The sequence below is a fragment of the Nonomuraea sp. NPDC050328 genome (assembly GCF_044459405.1).
Taxonomy (GTDB): Bacteria; Actinomycetota; Actinomycetes; order Streptosporangiales; family Streptosporangiaceae; genus Nonomuraea.
Genome location: NZ_JBITIW010000018.1, coordinates 111,118 through 131,802, shown reverse-complemented (window position 1 = coordinate 131,802; position 20,685 = coordinate 111,118). Strand labels below are relative to the sequence as shown.

The window sequence follows — 20,685 nt, the reverse complement described above, 5'->3', positions numbered from 1 at the left end:
CGAGCGTGACCGCCTCGCGGTACCGGTCGCCGGTCTCCTCGAAGAGGACCAAGGCGCGGCCGTAGTGGTCCAGCGCCTCGGCCGGCTCGCCGCGGGGGGGGGGGGGGGGGGGCCCCCCCCCCCCCCCCCCCCCCCCCCCCCCCCCCCCCCCCCCCCTCGCCCGGTCGAAACGCCGGGTGAAGGCCAGGCCCGTATACCCTTGCTGCCCGTGGCAGTGGACACGATGGTGACAGCGCCCAGGACCGCCCCCTCCACCCGGCACCGTTACTGGGTCGCGGCGATCGGCCTGCTGGCCGCCTCCGCCTACGCCCTGCTCGGCCTGGTCCGGCTGGCCACCTACCGGGCGACCACCTTCGACCTGGTGATCGTCGACCAGGCGGTCCGCAACTACGCCAAGTTCCTGCCCGGCTACATCCCCTCGATCGGCGCCTGGCACGGCCGCGGGCTCGACTACCCGCAGATCGCCGACCACTTCTCCCCGATCTACGCGCTGCTGGCGCCCTTCTACTGGGTGCACGACGGCCCCGCCTCGCTGATCGTCGCGCAGGCGCTGCTGTTCGCGGCCGCGATCCCGTTCGTCTGGCTGTTCACCCGCCGCGTGCTCGGGACGACGCCCGCCTACCTCGTCTCGATCGCCTACGCGCTGGCCTGGCCCATCGCCCAGGCGGCCAACTTCGACGTGCACGAAGTGATGTTCGTGCCGCTGCTGACCGCCGTCGCGATCGAGCGCTACACCGCGGGGAGACACCTGCCCGCCTACCTGGCGCTGTTCGGCCTGCTCCTGGTCAAGGAGGACATGGGGCTGATGGTGGCCGGTTTCGGCGCCTTCGCCTTCGTCACCGGGGACCGGCTGCGCGGCGGCTGCATCGCGGCGGCGGGGCTGGTCGCGGCGGTGCTGACGCGCGGTTTCATCATGCCCGCGGTCGGGGGTGACCTCGGCGACTTCTGGGCCTACGGGCACTTCGGGCCGGATCCGGCCAGCGCGCTGATCAGCATGATCACCGATCCGGTGACCACGCTGCTGACCCCGCTCGACTCCGCGGTGAAGGTCGACACGCTGGCCTTCCTGTTCTGGCCGGCGTTGCTGCTCTCCCTGTTGTCGCCGCTGACCCTGATGGCTCTGCCGCACCTGGCCGTGCGGTTCCTGTCGAGCTGGTCGCAGTGGTGGATGACCGACTACCAGTACAACGCCTTCACCGTGGTCATCCTGCTGCTGGCCGGGGTGGACGGGCTGGCGCGGCTGCTGCGCTGGACCCGGCGTTCCGACGACCGGGCGCTCAAGCTCGCCTGGTCGGCCGCCGTGCTGGCGGTCGCGGTGACGCTCGTGCCGCGCTTCGCGTTCGATCAGCTCATCACGCCCGAGTTCTACCGGGGTGACCCGGTCAAGACGGCCGCGGCGGCCGAGGCGGCGGCCAAGGTGCCGGACGGGGCCTTGGTGGAGACGGTCAACTACCTCGGGCCTGCGCTCACCGACCGGACGACCGTCATCCTGTGGCGGCCCCGGGCCAACTATCCGGCGCCGTGGGTCGTGGCGGACACGCAGCGGTGGGAGTTCCCGTTCGGGTCGCTGGAGGAGCAGGGCGAGACCGTGGACAACCTGCTCGCCAACGGCTACCAGCAGGTCTTCGAGCGCGACGGCATCGTCGTCCTCCACAAACCCTGACCCGCGCGGCGGTCCCGCCGTACCGCACGACCACCGAGCGGCGCGGCGGCCCCGCCGTACCGCGGAAGCCTTGGGACCTCAGCCCTCTATCGCCTGGTGGTAGCAGCGGTCGAAGCCGGCCAGCACGACCGGCCACGAGCCGGCCGCCGGGTCGACCGCGCGGTTGTGCGCGGCGATGGTCCGGCGCAGCTCCGGGTCGCGGGCCAGCCGTACGACACCGTCCACGAGCTCGTCGAACGTGCGCCCGAGCAGCCCCTCCTCGCCATGCCGGACGAAGTCGGCCACCCCGCTCTGCGAGCGCGCGACGACCGGCAGCCCGGCCGCCCGGGCCTCCAGCGCGGCGATGCCGAACGACTCGCGGGGCGCGGGGGCGACGAAGATGTCCGCCTCGGCCAGCACCTTGGCGATCTGCTCGCGGCTGTAGCGGCCGGGCAGCTCGACCCAGCCGCTCATGCCGTGCTTGGCGAGGTAGCGGGCCATCTGGCCGCGGGCCGGGCCGTCCCCGATGACGGTGGCGCGCAGCCGTACCGACGCAGGAACTCGTGCCCGCGCCTCGCGCAGCAGCCGCAGCAGCCGGACCGGCTGCTTGCGCGGCGCGAGCCGCCCGACGGCGACGATGTGCACGTCAGGGCCCTCGTGCGGGTCGAGCGTGCGCCAGCCGGACAGGTCGAGCCCGTTGGAGACGACGTGCACCGGCACCCCGCGCCCGGCGACCGAGCGGATCGGCGCGGCGGCGGCGGCGCTGACCGTGGTGGCCACCAGCCCCCAGCGGTGCCACTCGAAGCCCAGCCGCAGCGCCCGGTAGAGGGCGCGGGTGACCGGGTCCCACATGCTGTGCACGGTCACCACGGCCGGCAATCCGGCCCGTACGGCGGCGCGAACCCCCATCCAGGCGAACGGCGAGACGGCCCCGGTGTGCACGTGCACCACGTCGGGCCGCCGAGCGGTCATGAGCCGGGTGAGATGCCCCACACCGAACGGATGGACCGGCAGGTCGAACGGCATCCGCGCGACGATCCGCCGCACCCCGGGCAGCGCCTCGCCGCGGGTCGCGGTGGCCACCTCGACCTCGTGCCCGGCCTCGCGCTGCATCCTGACGAGATCGGCCACCTGCACCTCGATGCCGCCGAGCCTGGGCAGGTAACAGTCGCTCACGTGAAGGATCCGCACCCGTCCCACACTAATCTGGGGCTTGTGCCTCCACGTACCGCCGTGTTCTTCCATGCTCATCCCGACGACGAGGCCCTGTTGACCGCGGGCACCATGGCCCGGCTGGCCGCCGAAGGCCACCGCGTGGTCCTGGTGGTCGCCACCGCGGGCGAGCGCGGCCTGGCCGATCTCGCGCCAGGCGAGGAGCTGGGCAAGCAGCGCCTGGCGGAGTTGTACGAGTCGGCCGCGGTGCTCGGCTGCGCGCGCGTCGAGTGTCTCGGTTACGGCGACTCCGGGCTGAGCCCGTCGGGCGGCCTGGCCGAGGACCGGCCGGACAACGCCTTCATCGACGCCGACTCCGAGGCGGCCGCGGCCAGGCTCGCCGCCATCCTGGAGGAGGAGAAGGCCGATCTCGTGGCCATCTACGACCCGGCGGGCGGGTACGGCCATCCCGACCACGTGCAGGTGCACCGGGTGGGTCGGCGGGCCGCCGAGCTCGCCGGGACGCCGATCGTGCTGGAGGCGACGGTCAACCGCGATCCCCTGGTCAAGGCGCTGCGCCTGGCCGGCAAGGTCTACCGCTTCCCGCCCGAGTTCGACCCGCGCACTTTCGAGAGCGCCTACACCGCGGGCGAGGCGATCACCCACCGGGTGAACGTGCGCCGCTACACCCGGCAGAAACGCGCCTCGATGGCCGCGCACGCCTCGCAGGCCTCCGGCGGCGAGAGCGACCGCACGCTCGCGGTGATGCTCAAGATCCCGGGCCCGCTCTACCGGCTGGTCTTCGGCACCGAGTGGTTCGTCCGGCGCGACGTGCCGCCCGGCACCCGGCTCAGCCACCCCTTCGACGAGGTTTAGCCGTACGCACCTGCGTACGCTGTACCCTAGGCTGGGCTCATGGCCACCGACAAGCAGCCCGTCCCGTCCCTCTCGGTCTGGACCCGCCCGCGCGGCAAGCGTGAGCAGCCCGCGCTCAGCCAGGACCGCATCGTCGCCGAAGCGATCAAGCTGCTCGACGAGGCCGGCATCGACGCGCTCAGCATGCGCAGCCTCGGCACCCGGCTCGGCGCCGGCGCCACCTCGCTGTACCGGCACGTCACCAACAAGGACGAGCTCATCGAGCTGGTCGTGGACGAGATCTACGGCGAGATGCGCGTCCCGGCCCCCGGCGAGCTCGGCTGGCGCGAGGCGCTGGCCGAGTCGGCGCGCAGCCTGCGGGCGGTCATCCTGCGCCACCCCTGGGTCGCCTCGGTCCTGGGCCAGGTCGGCCTGGTGCAGCTCGGCCCCAACCTGATGCGCCAGTCCAAGGCCATGCTCGACGTCCTGCGGGGCGCGGGTTTCCCGGAGACCGAGTACCACCAGGCGGTCAGCACGCTCACGGCCTACGTGATCGGCATCGCGACCAGCGAGGCGGCCTACCTGTCGCTGCTGGCCCGCTCCGGGATGAGCGAGGAGGCGCTGGCCCGCGCGATCCACTCGGCCGCCGCCCAGGCCTCGCTGGAGGCCCAGGAGCTGCACGGAAGCATCCGCGAGGGGCTCGACGACCCGCGGCGGCTCCGCGAGGAGCAGTTCACCTACGGCCTGGAGCGCCTGCTCGACGGCCTGGAGTCCCGCCTGGCCTGACCGGCTGCCCTGACCGGGCGAAGTCCGGCGGCGCGCACCGGATCGGTGGCCGGAGGGGGCAGACTAGTGCGCGATGAAGAAGCCCTGGGCCAGAGTCGCCCTCTCCGTGCTGTCGCTCGCCCTGGCGGTGACGCTGGTGCTGTTCCTGCCGCAGATCGTGGGGACGCTCACCGGCAAGACCGTGTCGTGGGCGGAGATCGGCCACGAGTTCGCCGGGCTGGGCCCGGCGACGATCGGGCTCATGGCGGCGACGTGGCTGGCGAGCCTGCTGGCCTACACCTTCGTGCTGACCAACTCGCTGCCCGGGCTGACGCACACCCAGGCGCTGACGCTCAACGCGGCCGGCTCGGCGGTGAGCAACGTGCTGCCCTTCGGCGGGGCCGCGGGCGTGGCGCTGACCTTCGCGATGACCAGGGGCTGGGGCTTCGCCAACCGGCCGATCGTGGTGATGACGCTGGTCAGCGGGATCTGGAACACCTTGTTCCGGTTCATCCTGCCCGCCGTCGGAATCATCGCGCTGCTGATGGCCGGCAAGGTGCCCGACCAGCGGGTGGCCAACGCCGGCTGGGTGGGCGCGCTGTCCATCCTGGCGATCGTGGCCGTGCTGGCCGTCGCGCTCTACTGGGACCGCGCGGCCCGGGTCGTCGGCCGGTTCCTGGACAAGGTGACCCCGAAGCGGCTGCACGCCGGCGAGGCCTTCCACAACCTGCGGCGCGACACCGCCGGCATCGTGAAGACCCGCTCGCTCGGCCTCTCGATCGGCATGGTCGCGTTCCTCGGGCTGCAGTGGGTGATCATGGTCGAGTGCATGCACGCGACCGGCTCCTACCCGGGCCTGGCGCAGTCGATCGCGGTCTTCGCGCTGTCCAGGGTGCTCACCAGCGCGGTCATCACGCCCAGCGGGGCCGGGATCATGGAGGCCGGGACCGCCGCCTTCCTGGTCTCCTTCGGCGTCGCGGACGCCTCCGCGGCGGCGACCGCGCTGCTGTTCGGCTTCTGGACCTACACTATCGAGATCCCATTCGGTGGGCTGGCGCTGGGCGCCTGGGCATTCCTGCGCAGGCGTGACGGACGCGGCAGCCGTACCGAAGCCAGTGAAGCGGTGAAGGCCGAATCGTGAACGCGAACCCGAACAGAACAAAGACCTTGTGCGTGATTCGGAAGCGCGCATAGCGTGGCGGGCGACATGGTGGCTTTCCGGGTTCTGGGGCCGGTCGAGGCGTACGACAGCGAGAGTGGCGACGAGCTCGACCTAGGCGGGTTGCGGCAACGGGCCGTCCTCGCCCGCTTGCTCGTGGCCAGAGGACAGGTCGTCCCGGTCGACACCCTGCTGTACGACCTGTGGGCGGACGACACCGCCAAGGGCGCGCAGTCGGGCCTGCAGGTGTACATCTCGCGGCTGCGCCGCGTCCTGGAGCCGGGCCGGCCGCGTGGCGGGCCCAACCGGCTGCTGGTGACGGTCGCCAGCGGGTACGCGCTGCGCAACGCCCTCGACCAGGTCGACGCGCTGCGGTTCGAGCAGCTCGTGCGCGCCGCGGGCGAGCACCTCGACGGCGACGACCCGCAGTCGGCCCGTGCCCGGCTGGGCAAGGCGCTGGGCCTGTGGCGCGGCACCCCCTACTCCGACTTCGCCGACCAGCCCTGGGCCGAGGCCGAGGTCAACCGGCTCACCGAGCTGCGCCTGGTGGCCCGCGAGCGGCACGCCGACACCGGGCTGCGCCTGGGCATGCACGCCGAGACCGTGCCCGACCTGGAGGCGATGACCACCGAGCACCCGCTGCGCGAGGAGGGCTGGCGCCTGCTGGGGCTGGGCCTCTACCGCTGCGGCCGGCAGGGCGACGCGCTGGCGGCGCTGCGCCGCGCGCGCACGATCCTGGCCGACGAGCTCGGCATCGACCCCGGGCCCGCGCTGCGCAAGCTGGAGTCCGACATCCTGGCGCAGTCGCCGGAGCTCGACCTGGTGATGCCGCAGCGCGTGCCGGTCCGCCCGCAGGTCTCCGACACCTGGCCGCCCCGGCCCACCGCGCCGGTCGAGCCGCCGCCGCTGGAGCCCGAGCCCTTCGTCGGCCGCGACGCCGAGCTGACCCGGCTGACCACCGCCGCCGCCCGCACCGGGCGATTCCAGGTGGCGATCGTCTCCGGCGACGCGGGCGCGGGCAAGACCACGCTGCTGCGCCAGCTCGAGAGCAAGCTGACCGGCGACGGCTGGCGGGTCGCCTCCGGGGCCTGCCCCGACTCCAGCGCGACCCCGCCCGGCTGGGCGTGGGTACAGATCCTGCGCAACCTGATCGAGGTCACCGGCCCCGGCGAGTACGGCCCACTGCTGGCCCCGCTGCTCGACGACGCCGACCCCGACCCGGAGGACGACGAAGTCTCCGGCGGCTTCCGGCTGCACCGCGCGGTCGGCGGCTACCTGGCCGGCGTCGCCAAGAACGTCCCGGTGCTGCTGATCCTGGAGGATCTCCACTGGGCCGACGACCAGACGCTCGCCCTGCTGCGCGCGCTGCCCAGCCTGCTGGCCACCAGCCGCGTCTTCCTCGTGGTGACCTGCCGCGACAGCGAGCTCGACGACCGCCAGGCCGACGTGCTGGCGGCGCTGGCCCGGCTCGGGCCGGTCCGGGTGGGGCTGAGCGGGCTCGACCCGAAGGCCGCCGCCGAACTGGTCCGGGCGACCTGCCTGCGCGAGATCGACAGCCAGGCGATCGAGTCGATCGTGGAGCGCACCGGCGGCAACCCGTTCTTCGTCCGCGAGACCGTGCGGCTGCTCGACTCCGAGCCGGCCGACCCGGCCGAGGTGCTCTCGCAGGTGCCCTCCGGCGTGCGTGACGTGCTGCGCCGGCGCATCTCGCGGCTGCCGCAGGACGCCCAGCAGATCCTGCTCCAGGCCGCGGTGATCGGCCGCGACGTGGACGTCGACATCCTGGTCGGCATCTCCGGCGGCAACGAGGACGCGGTGGTCGACGCGGTCGAGGCGGCGCTGCTGGCCGGGCTGGTCACCGAGCCGGGGCCGGGGCTGCTGCGCTTCGACCACGACCTGGTGCGCGACACCATGTACTCCGACGCCTCGCGGCTGCGCCGTACCAGGCTGCACATGATGGTGGCGCGCGAGATCGAGCAGCGGAACCCCGGCGACGTGGCGGCGCTGGCCCACCACTACTTCGCCGCCGACGCGACCGAGAAGGCGGTGCACTACGCCAAGCTCGCCGCCGAGCAGGCCGAGCGGCGCTTCGCGCACCGCGAGGCGGCCCAGCTCTGGGAGCAGGCGCTGGCCGCCTTCGACCGCTCCAGCGGCGACACCCGGGAGCGGCTGCTGCTCATGCTGCGCCAGATCCGGGCGCTGGCACTGTGCGGCGACATGAGCGCGGCGCGGCTGCTGCGCCGGGCGGCGATGGACCTCGCGCTGCCGCTCCAGGACCTGGAGATCACCGCGCGGGTGGCGGCCTCGCTCGCCGTCCCGCACAAGGGCGTGGCCCGCGACTTCACCCGCACCGCGTGGGAGATCGTCGACGTCACCGAGAAGGCGCTCATGGAGCTGCCGGCCGGCGAGCAGACGCTCCGCGCGAGCCTGCTGACCACGCTGGCGCTGGAGCTGGAGGGCTCCTCCTCGCCCGAGCGCGGCCGCCAGGCGTCGCTGGAGGCGCTGGAGCTGGCCCGGGAGAGCGGCGACCCGGCCGTGCTGGCCGCGGCGCTCAGCGGGCGGCTCCGCCAGTCCTACGACATCCCCGCGGTGGACATGCGCGAGAGCATCGGCCGCGAGATGCTGGAGGTGGCGCGCAGCTCCGGGCAGATGGCCGTGCAGGCGCTGGCGCACCTGGTGCTGCTGGAGTGCGCCGCGGCGCGCGGGCAGTTCGCCGAGTCCGACGAGCACGCCGCCGCCGCCGACCGGCTGGCCAAGCAGTACGACCTGCACGCGCCCGCCGCCGTGGTGGCGTGGTACGCCGGGCAGAAGCTGATGATCGCCGGTGACTACGCGGCCGCCGAGCGCGCCTACCGCGAGGCGGCCCAGATGACCGCCCGCGCGGGCATGCTGGAGGGCCGTCAGGACCTGCCGCTGGTCACCACGTTCTGCCTCAACCTGGTCGAGGGCCGGGCCGCCGAGACGGTCGACCTGCTCGCCGAGGCGCACCAGCGCGGCGCGAAGTGGACGCTCGACGCCTACGCGCTGGCACTGGCCAGCTCCGGGCACCTGAAGGACGCGCGCGCGGTGGCCGCCACCCGGCCGCCGGTGCGTCCCGACTACCTCTACGAGCTGGCGATGACCTGGCGGGCGCTGGCCGGCATGTTGCTGGAGGACCGCGAGCGGATGGTCGACTGCTACGACAAGCTCGTGCCGTTCGCCGACCGCATCGCCGGCGCGGGCACCGGGGTGGTGGCCCTGTGGCCGGTCGCGCTGACCCTCGGCGACCTGGCGGTACGGCTCGGCCAGCCGGACGAGGCGTTGCGGCACTACGAGAAGGCTCTGGAGGTGGCCGAGCGGGTCGGCGTGACCCGCTGGGTCGAGGCGGCCCAGCGAGCGCTCAGCAGCTCCCCGGGCGCGTAGCGCGGGTGGTTCAGCAGCTCACCTGGAAGCGCTCGCTCCTGACCGTCTCGCCGCCCTCGACGGCCAGCTCGAAGCGGTACCAGCCGGGGTTGTCGGCCACGCGGGTCTCCCACTGGAGCGTCTTGCGGGCGGCGTAGAAGCCGCCGTGCTCGACCAGGTGGGTGCGCCACTGCTTGGCGGTGGCGCTCCAGCGCTGCAGCCGCCAGCCGTACAGGACGGTGTCACTGGGGTCGGGGCTGATCACGACGGTCTCGGCGCGCAGGGCCTTGGCGCAGGCGCCGGCGGACCGGGTGGCGACGGTGATGGTGCCAGGCTCGGCCGTCGCGGCGGTGGTGACCTGGACCGCCTGGGCGACCAGGGCGACCGGCTGCGGCTTGGGGGCCGAGTTGGCGGTGTCGTAGGCCGAGAAGCCCACGTACGCGCCGGTGAAGGCGAGCGCGGCCACGAACAGCTTGGCGGTGTGCGCGGTGCCGGTGGCGAGGACGGTGGCGGTTCTCGAGGTCATGCATAAGGTGTAAACCGCCCCGGTTGCCCGGGGCTTTCCCGGCGCTTGCAAGCGGGTCCGCGAGACTTGCAACCTGGTGTGACACCCTGGACCGGGATCACCTAAGGTAAGGCTGACCTAATGTTCGCTTTGGGCAGGTGATGTACGGAATGCCGAGCTTTGTGGTCATCCCTGATCCTTCGCGGCCGTTCTGGCTCGGCCTGCCGTACTGGCTGGTGGGGGCGATCCTCATCCTGGCCCTCTTCGGTGCGTTCCAGGCGTACTACTGGATCGGGCGCCGGCTCGGCGAGAAGCTCTACGACTCGAAGATCGGCGTCCGGCTCGGCCGCGAACGGATCGGGAAGATCGAGCGGATCGTGGAGAAGTGGGGCGCCCTGGCGGTCTACGGGTGCTTCTGGGTGCCGATGTTGCGGCACACCCTGCCCTGGGTCGCGGGCGCGCTGCGGGTCTCCTACCCCTGGTACGTCGTCGCCAGCGCGCTGGGCTGCCTGACCTGGGCGCCGATGTGGTGGTTCGGGCTGACCGCGCTGGTGTGGGGCTGGCTCAGCCTCGCCGCGACCTCGCCGCTGACCGCCGGGCTCGTCCTGGTCGCCGTGGCCGCCGCCGGAGCGTGGTGGTGGCATCGCCGCCGTGCCAGGAAGCAGGCCCTCGCCACGGTCGACGAGGGCCCCTGACCGGGTTCAGACGGCCGTGAGCGTCTCGCCGGCGCTCTCGTCGACGACGGTCGCCTCCGCCGCGCTCCTGCGCACCGACTCCACGCCGTTGACGCAGGCGGTCTTGCTCGCGTAGCCCTCGCTCACCGCGATGGTCTGGCCGTTGGCGGCCAGCAGCTTGAAGCGGAACTCGCCGCGCTTGTCCTTGGTGATGACGAACTTCCCTGCCATGGTGATCTCCCCCGGTTTACTGGCGATAGCGATCATTTACCCAGGTCATCCGGCGATCTCCCGGAAACGAAGTCAAGTTCCTGCCATGCTGGCGCGCATGCGCATCATGGGGGTGTTGAGCACAGTTGTCCTGGTGATGTCCGGTGTGGCCGCCGCGCCATCGGAGATCACCACCCGCCCGGCCGGGGCCGCGACCCGGACGCCAGGGCCCCAGGCCCCGGCGGTCGCCGCCCGGTCGGCCTACCTGATCGACTCGGCGGGAACGGTCCATTACGCCAAGCGCCCGGCCCGGCGCGCGGCGGTGGCCAGCCTGGTCAAGATCATGACCACCTACGTGGTCCTGCGCGAGACCGCGCGGACCGAGGCCGAACTGACCGACCTGATCACCGTCACCAAGTCCGACGTACGGCACGCCGCCGCCAACGGCGCGACCAGCGCGGCCCTGCGCAAGGGCGAGCGGCTGAGCGTGCTCGACCTGCTCCACGGCGTCATGCTGCCCTCCGGGGCGGACGCCTCGCACGCGCTGGCCCGCAGGTACGGCCCCGGGCAGAGCGCCTTCGTCGCCAAGATGAACGCCGCCGCCCGCACCCTCGGCCTGGCCGACACGCGCTACACCAACGCCGACGGCCTGCCGTACAGCGGGTATTCGACCGCGGCCGACCAGGCCAGGCTCACCCAGGCCGCGCTCGGCGACGCGGCCTTCCGCGCCATCGCGGCCAAGCGGGTGCACCGGACCGGCAAGCACACCTGGCGTACCACCAACCGGCTGTTCGCCAGGACGGACGGGGTGATCGGGGTCAAGACCGGCTTCACCAACGCGGCCGGCTTCTGCCTCGCCTTCGCCGCCGACCGGGCCGGCCGCCGCCTGGTCGGCGTGCTGCTGGGCGACCAGGACGAGCGCCGCTTCAGGACGGCCGCCGCGCTGCTCGACTACGCCGAGGACCGCCTCAACGGCTGACCCGGGCCCTTGGCGCGGCAAAGACTGGCAAAACCCGCGAAAACCCGAATCCGGCGTCGAGCCAGCGGGTAATGGACCCCTCGTCACAGATCGGGGAGAGAACATGATCCGCACGCTGCACAAGATGGGCGTCAAGTCGACGCTCATGTACACCGCAGGCTTCGCCTCCATCGGCCTTTCGATCGCCTCCTGGGTGGCGTCGAAGAACGCCGAACCGGCCGGCATCGACCGCGCCGACCGCTGGGGGATCTTCGTCGGCCAGTGGGCGCCCACCTTCTTCGCGCTCGGCGTCGCGCTGCGGATGGAGGAGACCCACGAGGACGGGAGCGCCGCCCACGACGAGAAGCTGTCGACCACCTCGCAGGTCTCGGACAGGACCCGGATGCCGGCCGGCCTCTGAGTCCTCCGCCCGGGTGACCACGTCGAGGCCACCCGGGCCCACCGCCGCTCCCCCGCGACTCAGCCGGGCGGACCGCTCCGCATCAGGCCGTGGCAGGCGATGGCCGCCGCGGCCACCACGTTGAGCGAGTCGACACCCGCGGCCATCGCCGCCGGGCTCATCCGGATGCACACCCGCTCGTCGGCCGCGCGCAGCCACCGCTCGCTCAGCCCGTGCCCCTCCGAGCCGAGCAGCAGCGCCACCCGCTCCCCCAGCGCGACCTCGTCCAGCGGCGTCACCGCCTGGTCGGGCGTGAGCGCCAGCGTCTGGAACCCCTTCAGCGCCGCCAGCCCGTCGAACCAGTCCTCCAGCCGCGCGTACGGCACGGCGAACACCGCTCCCATCGACACCTTGACCGCCCGCCGGTAGAGCGGGTCGGCACACCGCGGCGAGAGCACGACCGCCTCCACCCCGAGCGCCGCCGCACTGCGGAAGATCGCGCCGACGTTGGTGTGGTCGACGATGTCCTCCAGCACCACGATCCGCGACGCGCCCTCGATGATCTCGGCCACCGACGGCAGCGGCAGCCGCTCCAGCGAGGCCAGTGCCCCGCGGTGCACCTGGAAGCCGGCGATGCCGGACATGACGTCGTCGCTCACCACGTAGACGGTGGCCTCGGCGGGCAGGTCGAGGGTGCGCAGCCAGCGTTCGGTGGTCAGCACCGAGCGGATCGGGTGGCCCGCGGCGACGGCCCGCCTGATCACCTTCTCGCCCTCGGCGAGGAACAGGCCGAGTTCGGCCTCCAGGCTCTTGCGCAGTTCGACGTCCCGCAGCCCGGTGTAGTCGAGCAGGCGGGGATCGTCGAGGTCAGTCACGTACTCCAGCACGTCTTGAATACTGCCAGTGCCACACCGCGGCATGGACGGCCAGCACCGCGGCGAGGCCGATGACGGTGCCCGCGCCGGCCTTGGTGACCCAGGCGCGCAGGCCCAGCGCCGGGTCGGGCACCTTGATCAGCGGCCAGACGAGGGCGCCGGCGACGATCCCGGCGGCGCAGGCGGCGAAGACGGTCAGCCGGGTGCGGGCGCCGGCCGCGAGCCGCGCGGGGAGGGTCTCGGGGGCCAGCCGGAGCAGGCCGCGGCGGCTCCACCACAGAATGAGCGCGAGCCCGGCCACCGAGCTGAGGTACTGCAGCAGCCCGTACATCCGGACCGAGCCGTAGACGGGCTCGCCGAGCCACGACCAGCCCCAGATGGACAGGCTGCGCTCGTGCGTGAAGGAGTCCCAGAAGACGTGCGTCAGCCCGCCGACGATCGCCCCGGCCACCACGGGCAGCGGGCGAAAGGACGGCCGTAGCCCGGCGGCGCGGGCGGCGAAGGCGGGCGGCAGGAGCGAGACCAGCGGCTCCCAGAACACCTGCTGGAGCAGCCCGAGCAGGATCACGACCGAGACCACGCCGTAGGTGAGCACGCCGCGCGCGTCGTGCCAGCTGATGTACTCCGGCAGGAACGGGATGAAGAGCGGCAGGTCCGGCACCATGGCTCCGGCCGCGAGCGCCCACGGGTCGAGGACCCGGCGTAACCGCGCCGAGGAGGCGAACGGGAGGACGGCTGCGACGTGGGCGGGAGTGAAGGGCACAGATCAATCTTGGCCGCTTTTCCCCATCCCGGGCGATTGTCACGCTACGCGCCCGCTAGCGTACGTAGAGTGCTTGAACAGCGAGAATCGCATCAGGCGTGGCTCCGCGACGCGCGCCGCGCCCGCACCCTGTCTGTGCTCACCCTCGCCTGGCTCGGCGTGGAGAGCGTGCTCGGCCTGGCCGCCGGGCTGTCGGCGCACTCGGTGGCGCTCATCGGCTGGGGCCTGTCGGCCCTTGTGGAGGCGCTGGCCAGCCTCATCGTCGTCTGGCGCTTCTCCGGCGGGCGGCTGCTCAGCGAGCAGGCCGAGCACCGGGCGCAGCGCGCGGTCGCGGCGAGCTTCTGGCTGCTGGCGCCCTATCTGGTGCTGCACGTCTGGCACGACCTGGAGGCCGGCCACCGGGCGGCGACGTCCGCGCTCGGCATCGCGGTGACCGTGGTCAGCCTCGTCAGCATGCCGGGGCTCGGCCTGGCCAAGCGGCGGCTGGGCCGGCGGCTCGGCTCGCCGGCCACCTCGGGCGAGGGCACCCAGAACCTGATCTGCGCCGCCGCGGCCGCGGGCGTCCTGGCCGGTCAGGCCGCCGGGGCGGCCGGCTGGTGGTGGGTGGACCCGGCGGTCGCCCTGGCGCTGGCGGTGGTGGCCGTGCGCGAGGGGAGGCGGGCGTGGCAGGGCCACGGATGTTGCCACTGACGGCGAGCCGGCGGCGACTGATCGTTATCGTCCCAGCAAAACGGTGGTTTTGCCGCATAAAGCCCAGCGAGTATCGTTCCTCAAAGTTTCGGAGCACGTCGGAGGAGCATCTCCCGCCAGGGTCTCCGGTCCCGGCAGGACAGGCGAAGAGGACACCGTGGGGCGACACCGTACAGACGATCACGACGACGGGTACCGCGGGTACCAACCGGGCCACCAGCCGGCTCCGAGCCGACGGCGCAGCCGGAGCGGGCGGGGACGGGTGCTGGTGCCGCTGGCCGGCGCCGTGGCCCTCGCCGTGCTGCTGGGCGTCGCCGCCTTCGTGATCTTCAACAAGGAGCAGGGCTGCTCCGGCGAGAAGATCGCGCTGCGCGTGGTCGCCGCCCCCGACATCCACCCGGTCGTCGACAAGATCGCCCAGACGTACAACAAGGCCGCCCACGACGTGGACGGCCGGTGCGTGGCGGTCACCGTCGCCAAGGAGAGCCCGGCCAAGACCGCCGCCGCCGTCTCGGCCGGCAAGTTCCCCGGCGAGGTGTGGATCGCCGACTCCAGCCTGTGGCTCGGCCAGCTCCGCACCGGGGACGGCGTCAGCCCGCCCGAGGCCGCCGCCCGCATCGCGAGCTCCCCCATCGTCCTGGCCACCTCCGCCGCCTCCGCCGAGAAGCTCAAGGGCCAGCTCGAACCGAGCTGGGCCGGCATGATCAGCGCGGCCAACGTGGTCAGCCAGGAGGGCCTGGCCGGCAAGATCCGGGTGCTCGCGCTCGACCCCAAGAAGAACTCCGCCGGGCTCGGCGCGCTGCTGGCCGCCTCCGGCGCCGCCGAGGCCGCGGGCACCGACCAGAAGGCGGTCGTCGGCGCGCTGAAGGAGCTCTCCCGCGGCGTCGTCGGCGAGCAGGCGCCGCTGCTGGCCAGCCTGACCGTGCGCTCCGGCAAGAAGATGCCCATCGGCGTCGCCTCCGAGCAGGGCATCTGGGCGCACAACACCAAGAAGCCCGACGCCCCGGTCGTCCCGCTCTACCCCGCCGAGGGCACGCTCAGCCTCGACTACCCGTTCATCCCGATCACGCCGGACGCCACCTCGCGCAAGGCCGCCGAGAGCTTCGCCAAGGAACTCGGCGGCGAGGCGGCCCGCAGGGCGCTGCGCGACAACGGCTTCCGCACCCCCGACGGCAAGGCCGGGGCGGTGCTCGCCGCCGACAAGGGCTTCACCGCCAAGGCGCCGCAGGCCCTGGCCGCGCCCGACCCCAAGACCGTCGGGAGCATGGCCCAGTCGTGGAGCCGGCTCAACCTCGGCACCCGCCTGCTGGCGCTGCTCGACGTCTCCGGCACCATGGCCTACCCCGTGCCCGGCACCAACCCGCCGATGACCCGCATGCAGGTCATCTCCAAGACCGCGCTCGGCGGCCTGGGCATCTACGACGCCAAGGACGAGATCGGCGCCTGGGCCTTCTCCACCCACCTCGACGGCCAGGGCAAGGACTACAAGGAACTGGTCCCGGTCGGCCCGCTCGGCGAGCCGATCAACGGCGTGCTCCGCAAGGACCTGCTCGCCCAGACGGTCAGCGCCGCCCAGGCCACCCCCGGCGACACCGGGCTCAACGACACCCTCAAGGCCGCCTACGGGCAGATGAGCGAGGGGTACCAGGACGACAAGATCAACGTGCTCTTGGTGCTCACCGACGGCGCCGGCAACGACGACCCGCAGGGCGGCGTGAGCGACGAGGAGATCCTGAGCTACCTCAAGGAGACCTACGACCCGGACAAGCCGGTCAACCTCCTGCTGATCGCGTTCGGGCCGGACGCGCCCAAGGGCAAGGCCCGGATGGACGCGCTGGCCGAGGCGACCGGCGGCGAGGCCTTCATCGTGAAGGACCCGCTCGGGGTGCGCGAGGTCTTCCTCAAGGGCATGGCGCGGCGCCTGTGCGCGCCGCAGTGCGACGGCTGACCGGCCCCGCCCACCGCGCCTTGGTCGCCTGCCGTACGGCGGGCAGACCGCACGCGCTCCGCTCGCGGTACGGCGGGCAGAGCGCACGCGCTCCGCTTGCCGTACGGCGGGCAGAGCCGGGGCGGGCGATGCCCGCTGGTTATGAGCGGCCATCCGGATGGCACGGACCCACGTCCTCCCTGCGTGTAGCGCACGTTTCCGCGGGGAGGAGCTTCCGTGCCCGGATGGCCGACTGTCGATCGCGCCGACGACCACCAGCTCATGGAGGCGCTCCGGCGTGCCGACGGCCAGGCCTCCGCCACCCTGTACGACGCCTATGCCGAGCGCCTGCACGACTACGCCTGCTCGCTGCTGGGCGACCGTGACAGCGCGGCCGACGCGGTGCACGACGCGCTGATCACCGCGCAGGGCTGCGCCGAGCAGCTCAAGGAGGTCGCCAAGCTGCGGGCGTGGCTGTACGCGCTGACCCGCTTCCAGGCGGTGGCCCGGGTCAAGACCCGGCCGGCCGAGCTCACCCCGCCCCCGGTGCTGGACGACCCGGAGGACCCCGAACTGGCCGAACTGGTGCACGAAGCGCTCGGCGAGCTGAGCCGCAACGAGCGCGAGGTGCTGGAGCTGTCGCTGCGGCACGGGCTGACCCCGGCGGAGGTGGGCTCGGTGCTCGGCCTGACCTCCCGGCAGGCCACCGGCCGGCTCACCCGCGCCCGCGACCACATGGAGAACGCCGCCGCGGCCGTGGTCCTGGCCCGCAACGGCCGCGCGCACTGCCCCGACCTGTCGGCGATGCTCGACTCCTGGGAGGGGCCGCTCACCCCGCTGCTGCGCCGGCGGCTGTCCGGGCACATCGCCGGATGCGAGGTCTGCACCGAGGGCAAGCACCGCCAGGTCGCCGCGGGACGGCTCCTGGAGCTGATGCCGATCGCCTTCCCGCCGATCTCGTTGCGCCGCCGCGTGATCGACACCTCGGCCGGGCCGGAGTACGACCAGACCCGCACGCTGATCACCGAGCGGACCGAGAGCTTCGACAAGACCGGCTTCCCGGTCGCCGCCGAGCCGCGCCGCTCGCGCCGCCGGCCGCGCCGGCTCGCCCCGGTGATCGTCGCCGCCGCCTGCGTGCTGCTCGGCACGGGCGCGGTGGCCTACCTCGGGCAGGACGGCGGGCCGCAGCGGACCGCCATGAGCCTCTCCCCGACCGGGGCCGCCACCGGCGACCCCTCGCTGCCCGCCCCGGACGAGTTCCCGACCGAGGAGGACGAGGCGCCCGCCGAGACCGAGGAGCCCGAGCCCACCCCCGAGCCCGGCACCTCCCGGCCGGTCACCCCGACGCCGCGCCGCCCGCAGGCCGATCCGCCGGCCACGACCCGGCCGGCGGCCGGGCCGCGCACCCGCCGTCCCAACCCGCCCGCCGCGCGCCTCACGGTCGGCTGCCCGGGCGCGATCGACGGTTCCGGTTCGGTACGGCTCAGCGCCCGCAACGGGGCGGTCACGTGGAGCGCCAAGGTCACCGGCGGGCTCAGCCTGGGGCAGAGCGGCGGGCGGCTCGGCATGGGGCAGAGCGCGTCGGTCACCGTGATCGTGGAGGACCCGACCTCGTCCGGCCTCGGCACGGTGACGGTCAGCTCCACCGGGGGCGGGGGGACGTGCTCGATCTCCTGGCGGGGCGACGAGCCTCCGCCCAGCGGGGGGCCCGGCACCGACCGGCCTTCTCCCGGGCCCGGGCCGAGCGAGTCGCCGCAGAGCACGCAGACCGACCCGCCGGCCGAACCCGAGGGCTTCGACACCGCCGGCTGACCGCCCCGGCCGGACCGCCGGGAAGGTCGGGGGACGGGGGCTGCCGGGAGTTGCGGGGCCGGGGTTGCCGGGAGGGCCGGGGTTGCCCAGGTTGCGGGGCCGGGGTTGCCCGAAGGTTGCGGGGCCGGGGTTGCCGGTGGGCCGGTGGACTCCGGATGACCTGCTGATCTTCAGGTCTCCTCAGCCCCGCTTCAGCAGATCGTCGCTAGATTTCCCCTAAGCATCACATAAATGTGACAAATGACCACAAACCGGACCTTGGGTCGAAGTGTCGGGGTGGGATAGGGCATCCTGGTGTGCTGAGACCGACTCGGGGGCACGGCGGATCACGACTCTGTGGCGAAGGCCACAGAGATTTCTCGCTTTCCACGTAAACCTTCGGCGCTCGCCAAGCGTCGGCATTGACGTGCCCAAGTCCGGATTGGTCCCATGACAATGGATCTACCCCGCCATGACTCAGGAGAAAGCGAGCAGATGCGTAACCATCGGAGAGTGCTGACCTGGATCGTCGCCGCGGCCTGCCTGGCCGGCGCGGCGATCTCACTCGCCGACATACAGACGCCCCTGCGCCCGCTATTGATCTCCATGTTCCTTCTGGTCGTTCCCGGGGCCGCCGTAGTCGGACTGTTGCGCGATCGTGACCCGCTCGCCGCACTATCAGTAGGCGCCGCGGCAAGTCTCGTCCTTAACGTTCTCCTTGCCGAGGCGATGCTTCTCTTCGACGCGTGGTCTCCGCGAGCCGGGGTGCTGACCGTGGCGATCCTCGGCGGGTTCCTGTGGGTCCTGCGCGTGCTTTACCGGGGGAAGAGCTCTTTGACCGAAGAGGGGGCCCAGTAATGGGAGGGGCGAGGACGGCGATCCGGGTCACACGGCCCGGTCTGCTCGGCGAGAGCGAGGTCGCGCGCTGGCGCGAGCTGCAGAAAGCCGACCCGAGCCTGGACAACCCCTTCCTGTCGGTGGAGTTCGCGCTGGCCATGGACGCGCTGCGCGACTACGTCCGCGTCGCGGTGATCAACGACGGCGAGGCCTTCTTCCCCTACGAGCGGCACGCCTTCGGCATCGGCAAGCCGCTCGGCGGCTTCCTCACCACCTGCCACGGCCTGATCTCCGCGCCCGGCTTCAAGCTCGACGCCAAGGCGCTGCTGCGCGCCTGCCGGCTCAACGTGTTCGAGTTCGACCACATGGTCGCCGGCCAGCCGAGCTTCGCGCCGTTCGAGAACGACGTGCGCCCGGCGCCGGTGATGGACTTCACCTCGGGCTTCGACGCCTGGCTGGAGCAGGTGAAGGAGAACTCCCCCAAGAACCTCAAGACCGTCCGCTACAAGGAGCGCAAGTTCGGCCGCGAGCAGGGCGAGCTGCGCCTGGAGTGGGACTCCAAGGACCCCGAGGTCCTGCGCACGCTGCTGCAGTGGAAGTCGGACCAGTACCGCCGCACCGGCCGGGTGGACCGCTTCGCGCAGCCGTGGATCGTCGAGCTGACCGAGCGCATGCACGCGCTGGGCACGCCCGACTTCGGCGGCGTCCTCACCATGCTCTACGCGGGTGACGTGCCGGTGGCCGGCCACTTCGGCCTGCGCACCGCCACCACCCTGGTCGGCTGGTTCCCCGCCTACGACACCGAGTACGCCCGCTACTCCCCCGGCATCGTGCACCACATGCAGATGGCCGAGCACGCCGCGCGTGCCGGAATCCAGCAGGTGGACATGGGCAAGGGCGGCAAGGAGTACAAGGACTGGCTCAAGAGCGGGACCCTCTACGTCAGCGAGGGACGGATCTCCCGGCCCTCCGCGACCGCCGCCGTGCACTGGGCGGGACGAACTCCTTTCAACAAAGCACGAACAATCGTCCTCGATCGACCGTCTCTCTATAGAGCAGCCGATCGAGTGCTCAAGGGTTTCGGCCGGGTGCGTACCCATCTGCGACCCGAACCGCAAGAACCCTCGGGGGCGCGCTGAGCGATTCCCCCACTCACCCGGCACCCAGAGCACCAAGCACACCCTCAGTCCCACAGGCTCCGTCAATGGCCCGCCTCCGGCCCAGGCGACGCCGCGGAACCGGAAGGAACGTCCGCACCATGAGTCCCGAGCACACCAAGATCAATGGCAAGATCCAGGTCGCGCCCCTGCGATCCATGCCGCCCCTTGAGCGTTTCACGCCGATCACGCCGCACCTGGCGATCGCGCCCACGGTCAGCGTGGTCGTCCCGGCGATGAACGAGGCGCAGAACCTCCCGCACGTCTTCGCGACCCTGCCCCAGTGGATCGACGAGATCGTGCTGGTCGACGGCAACTCCGTCGACGACACGGTGGAGGTCGCCCGGCGGCTGCGCCCGAACGTGAAGATCGTAACGCAGACCGGACGCGGCAAGGGCGACGCCCTGGCCGCCGGTTTCAACGCCGCGACCGGCGACATCATCGTGATGATCGACGCCGACGGCTCGACCGACGGGCACGAGATCATCACCTTCGTCGGCGCGCTGGTCACCGGCGCCGACTTCGTGAAGGGCTCGCGCTACGCCTCCGGCGGAAACAGCGACGACCTGACGTTCAGCCGTCGTTTTGGCAACTTGATTCTGACAAAGCTCGTCAACCTCTTCTACGGGACGCAGTACACCGACCTGTGCTATGGCTACAACGCCTTCTGGTCCCGCCACCTGAGCGTTCTCGACCTCGACTGCGACGGTTTCGAAGTCGAGACGTTGATGAACGTCCGCGCCGCCAAGGCCGGGCTCAAGGTGGTCGAGGTGCCGAGCCACGAGCGGTGCCGCATCCACGGCGAGAGCAACCTGCGCGCGATCCGCGACGGGATGCGCGTGCTGCGCACCATCCTGCGGGAGAAGCGCCGCCAGCCGGCCGCACCGCTGCCCGAGCCCGCCACCACCCGAGCCGCCGACCGAGGGGTCGCATAACCCTCCGAG

19 protein-coding genes are annotated in these 20,685 nt (G+C 72.4%); 14 read left to right on the top strand and 5 right to left on the bottom strand.

Annotated elements, in window-relative coordinates; translation table 11 throughout:
* Positions 1–208 precede the first annotated feature (208 nt).
* Positions 209–1,663, top strand: coding sequence for a DUF2079 domain-containing protein (locus tag ACIBG7_RS42495; RefSeq protein ID WP_357935466.1), 1,455 nt, complete (start codon positions 209–211; stop codon positions 1,661–1,663).
* 78 nt (positions 1,664–1,741) lie between these two features.
* Here the strand turns inward: ACIBG7_RS42495 and ACIBG7_RS42490 are convergent, their stop codons facing one another.
* Positions 1,742–2,833 (bottom strand): glycosyltransferase family 4 protein, encoded by a 1,092-nt coding sequence (locus tag ACIBG7_RS42490; RefSeq protein WP_357935464.1) that lies wholly within the window; start codon positions 2,831–2,833, stop codon positions 1,742–1,744.
* 24 nt (positions 2,834–2,857) lie between these two features.
* Between ACIBG7_RS42490 and ACIBG7_RS42485 the strand changes: the two genes are divergently transcribed.
* From ACIBG7_RS42485 to ACIBG7_RS42470, 4 genes are all read left to right on the top strand, one after another.
* Entirely contained in the window at positions 2,858–3,670 is an 813-nt protein-coding gene (locus ACIBG7_RS42485) for a PIG-L family deacetylase (RefSeq protein ID WP_357935462.1), read from the top strand.
* A gap of 39 nt (positions 3,671–3,709) precedes the next feature.
* A complete protein-coding gene (locus ACIBG7_RS42480; protein WP_357935459.1) occupies positions 3,710–4,435 on the top strand; it encodes a TetR/AcrR family transcriptional regulator C-terminal domain-containing protein in 726 nt (241 codons plus the stop codon).
* A gap of 73 nt (positions 4,436–4,508) precedes the next feature.
* On the top strand, positions 4,509–5,555 hold the full coding sequence (locus ACIBG7_RS42475; RefSeq protein WP_357935457.1) for a lysylphosphatidylglycerol synthase domain-containing protein: 1,047 nt from the start codon (positions 4,509–4,511) through the stop codon (positions 5,553–5,555).
* Positions 5,556–5,621: 66 nt separating this feature from the next.
* A complete protein-coding gene (locus ACIBG7_RS42470) occupies positions 5,622–8,975 on the top strand; it encodes a BTAD domain-containing putative transcriptional regulator (protein ID WP_357935454.1) in 3,354 nt (1,117 codons plus the stop codon).
* A 10-nt stretch (positions 8,976–8,985) separates the two neighbouring features.
* On the opposite strand, the gene ACIBG7_RS42465 is transcribed toward ACIBG7_RS42470, so the two are convergent.
* Positions 8,986–9,480, bottom strand: coding sequence for a hypothetical protein (locus tag ACIBG7_RS42465; RefSeq protein ID WP_357935451.1), 495 nt, complete (start codon positions 9,478–9,480; stop codon positions 8,986–8,988).
* Between the two features lie 149 nt (positions 9,481–9,629).
* On the opposite strand from ACIBG7_RS42465, the gene ACIBG7_RS42460 reads away from it, so the two are divergent.
* The gene (locus ACIBG7_RS42460) at positions 9,630–10,154 is read left to right on the top strand and encodes a VTT domain-containing protein (RefSeq protein WP_357935448.1); all 525 of its coding nucleotides are present in this window, start codon (positions 9,630–9,632) and stop codon (positions 10,152–10,154) included.
* A 6-nt stretch (positions 10,155–10,160) separates the two neighbouring features.
* Here the strand turns inward: ACIBG7_RS42460 and ACIBG7_RS42455 are convergent, their stop codons facing one another.
* Positions 10,161–10,364: a DUF1508 domain-containing protein gene (locus ACIBG7_RS42455; protein ID WP_357935445.1), complete on the bottom strand. Its 204-nt coding sequence runs from the start codon at positions 10,362–10,364 to the stop codon at positions 10,161–10,163.
* A gap of 106 nt (positions 10,365–10,470) precedes the next feature.
* Here ACIBG7_RS42455 and ACIBG7_RS42450 point away from each other — a divergent pair, with 106 nt between their 5' ends.
* Entirely contained in the window at positions 10,471–11,322 is an 852-nt protein-coding gene (locus tag ACIBG7_RS42450) for a serine hydrolase (protein WP_357935504.1), read from the top strand.
* 103 nt (positions 11,323–11,425) lie between these two features.
* Positions 11,426–11,722: a hypothetical protein gene (locus tag ACIBG7_RS42445; RefSeq protein WP_357935442.1), complete on the top strand. Its 297-nt coding sequence runs from the start codon at positions 11,426–11,428 to the stop codon at positions 11,720–11,722.
* Between the two features lie 59 nt (positions 11,723–11,781).
* Here the strand turns inward: ACIBG7_RS42445 and ACIBG7_RS42440 are convergent, their stop codons facing one another.
* On the bottom strand, positions 11,782–12,621 hold the full coding sequence (locus ACIBG7_RS42440; protein WP_357935439.1) for an RNA methyltransferase: 840 nt from the start codon (positions 12,619–12,621) through the stop codon (positions 11,782–11,784).
* The gene (locus tag ACIBG7_RS42435) at positions 12,569–13,339 is read right to left on the bottom strand and encodes a DUF4184 family protein (RefSeq protein WP_357935436.1); all 771 of its coding nucleotides are present in this window, start codon (positions 13,337–13,339) and stop codon (positions 12,569–12,571) included. The genes ACIBG7_RS42440 and ACIBG7_RS42435 overlap by 53 nt, the downstream gene beginning before the upstream one ends.
* Before the next feature lie 69 nt (positions 13,340–13,408).
* Between ACIBG7_RS42435 and ACIBG7_RS42430 the strand changes: the two genes are divergently transcribed.
* The 6 genes from ACIBG7_RS42430 (at position 13,409) to ACIBG7_RS42405 (ending at position 20,676) form a co-directional block, all read left to right on the top strand.
* Positions 13,409–14,029 carry a cation transporter gene (locus ACIBG7_RS42430; RefSeq protein ID WP_397339970.1) on the top strand — a complete coding sequence of 207 codons (621 nt, stop codon included), beginning with the start codon at positions 13,409–13,411 and terminating at the stop codon, positions 14,027–14,029.
* Between the two features lie 262 nt (positions 14,030–14,291).
* A complete protein-coding gene (locus ACIBG7_RS42425) occupies positions 14,292–15,977 on the top strand; it encodes a substrate-binding domain-containing protein (protein ID WP_397339969.1) in 1,686 nt (561 codons plus the stop codon).
* 216 nt (positions 15,978–16,193) lie between these two features.
* Complete coding sequence (locus ACIBG7_RS42420) at positions 16,194–17,768, top strand: sigma-70 family RNA polymerase sigma factor (RefSeq protein ID WP_397339968.1); 1,575 nt, start codon at positions 16,194–16,196, stop codon at positions 17,766–17,768.
* A gap of 492 nt (positions 17,769–18,260) precedes the next feature.
* Complete coding sequence (locus ACIBG7_RS42415) at positions 18,261–18,605, top strand: hypothetical protein (RefSeq protein ID WP_357935429.1); 345 nt, start codon at positions 18,261–18,263, stop codon at positions 18,603–18,605.
* On the top strand, positions 18,605–19,723 hold the full coding sequence (locus ACIBG7_RS42410; RefSeq protein ID WP_397339967.1) for a GNAT family N-acetyltransferase: 1,119 nt from the start codon (positions 18,605–18,607) through the stop codon (positions 19,721–19,723). The genes ACIBG7_RS42415 and ACIBG7_RS42410 overlap by 1 nt, the downstream gene beginning before the upstream one ends.
* Before the next feature lie 65 nt (positions 19,724–19,788).
* Positions 19,789–20,676 carry a glycosyltransferase family 2 protein gene (locus tag ACIBG7_RS42405; RefSeq protein WP_357935423.1) on the top strand — a complete coding sequence of 296 codons (888 nt, stop codon included), beginning with the start codon at positions 19,789–19,791 and terminating at the stop codon, positions 20,674–20,676.
* Positions 20,677–20,685 lie beyond the last annotated feature (9 nt).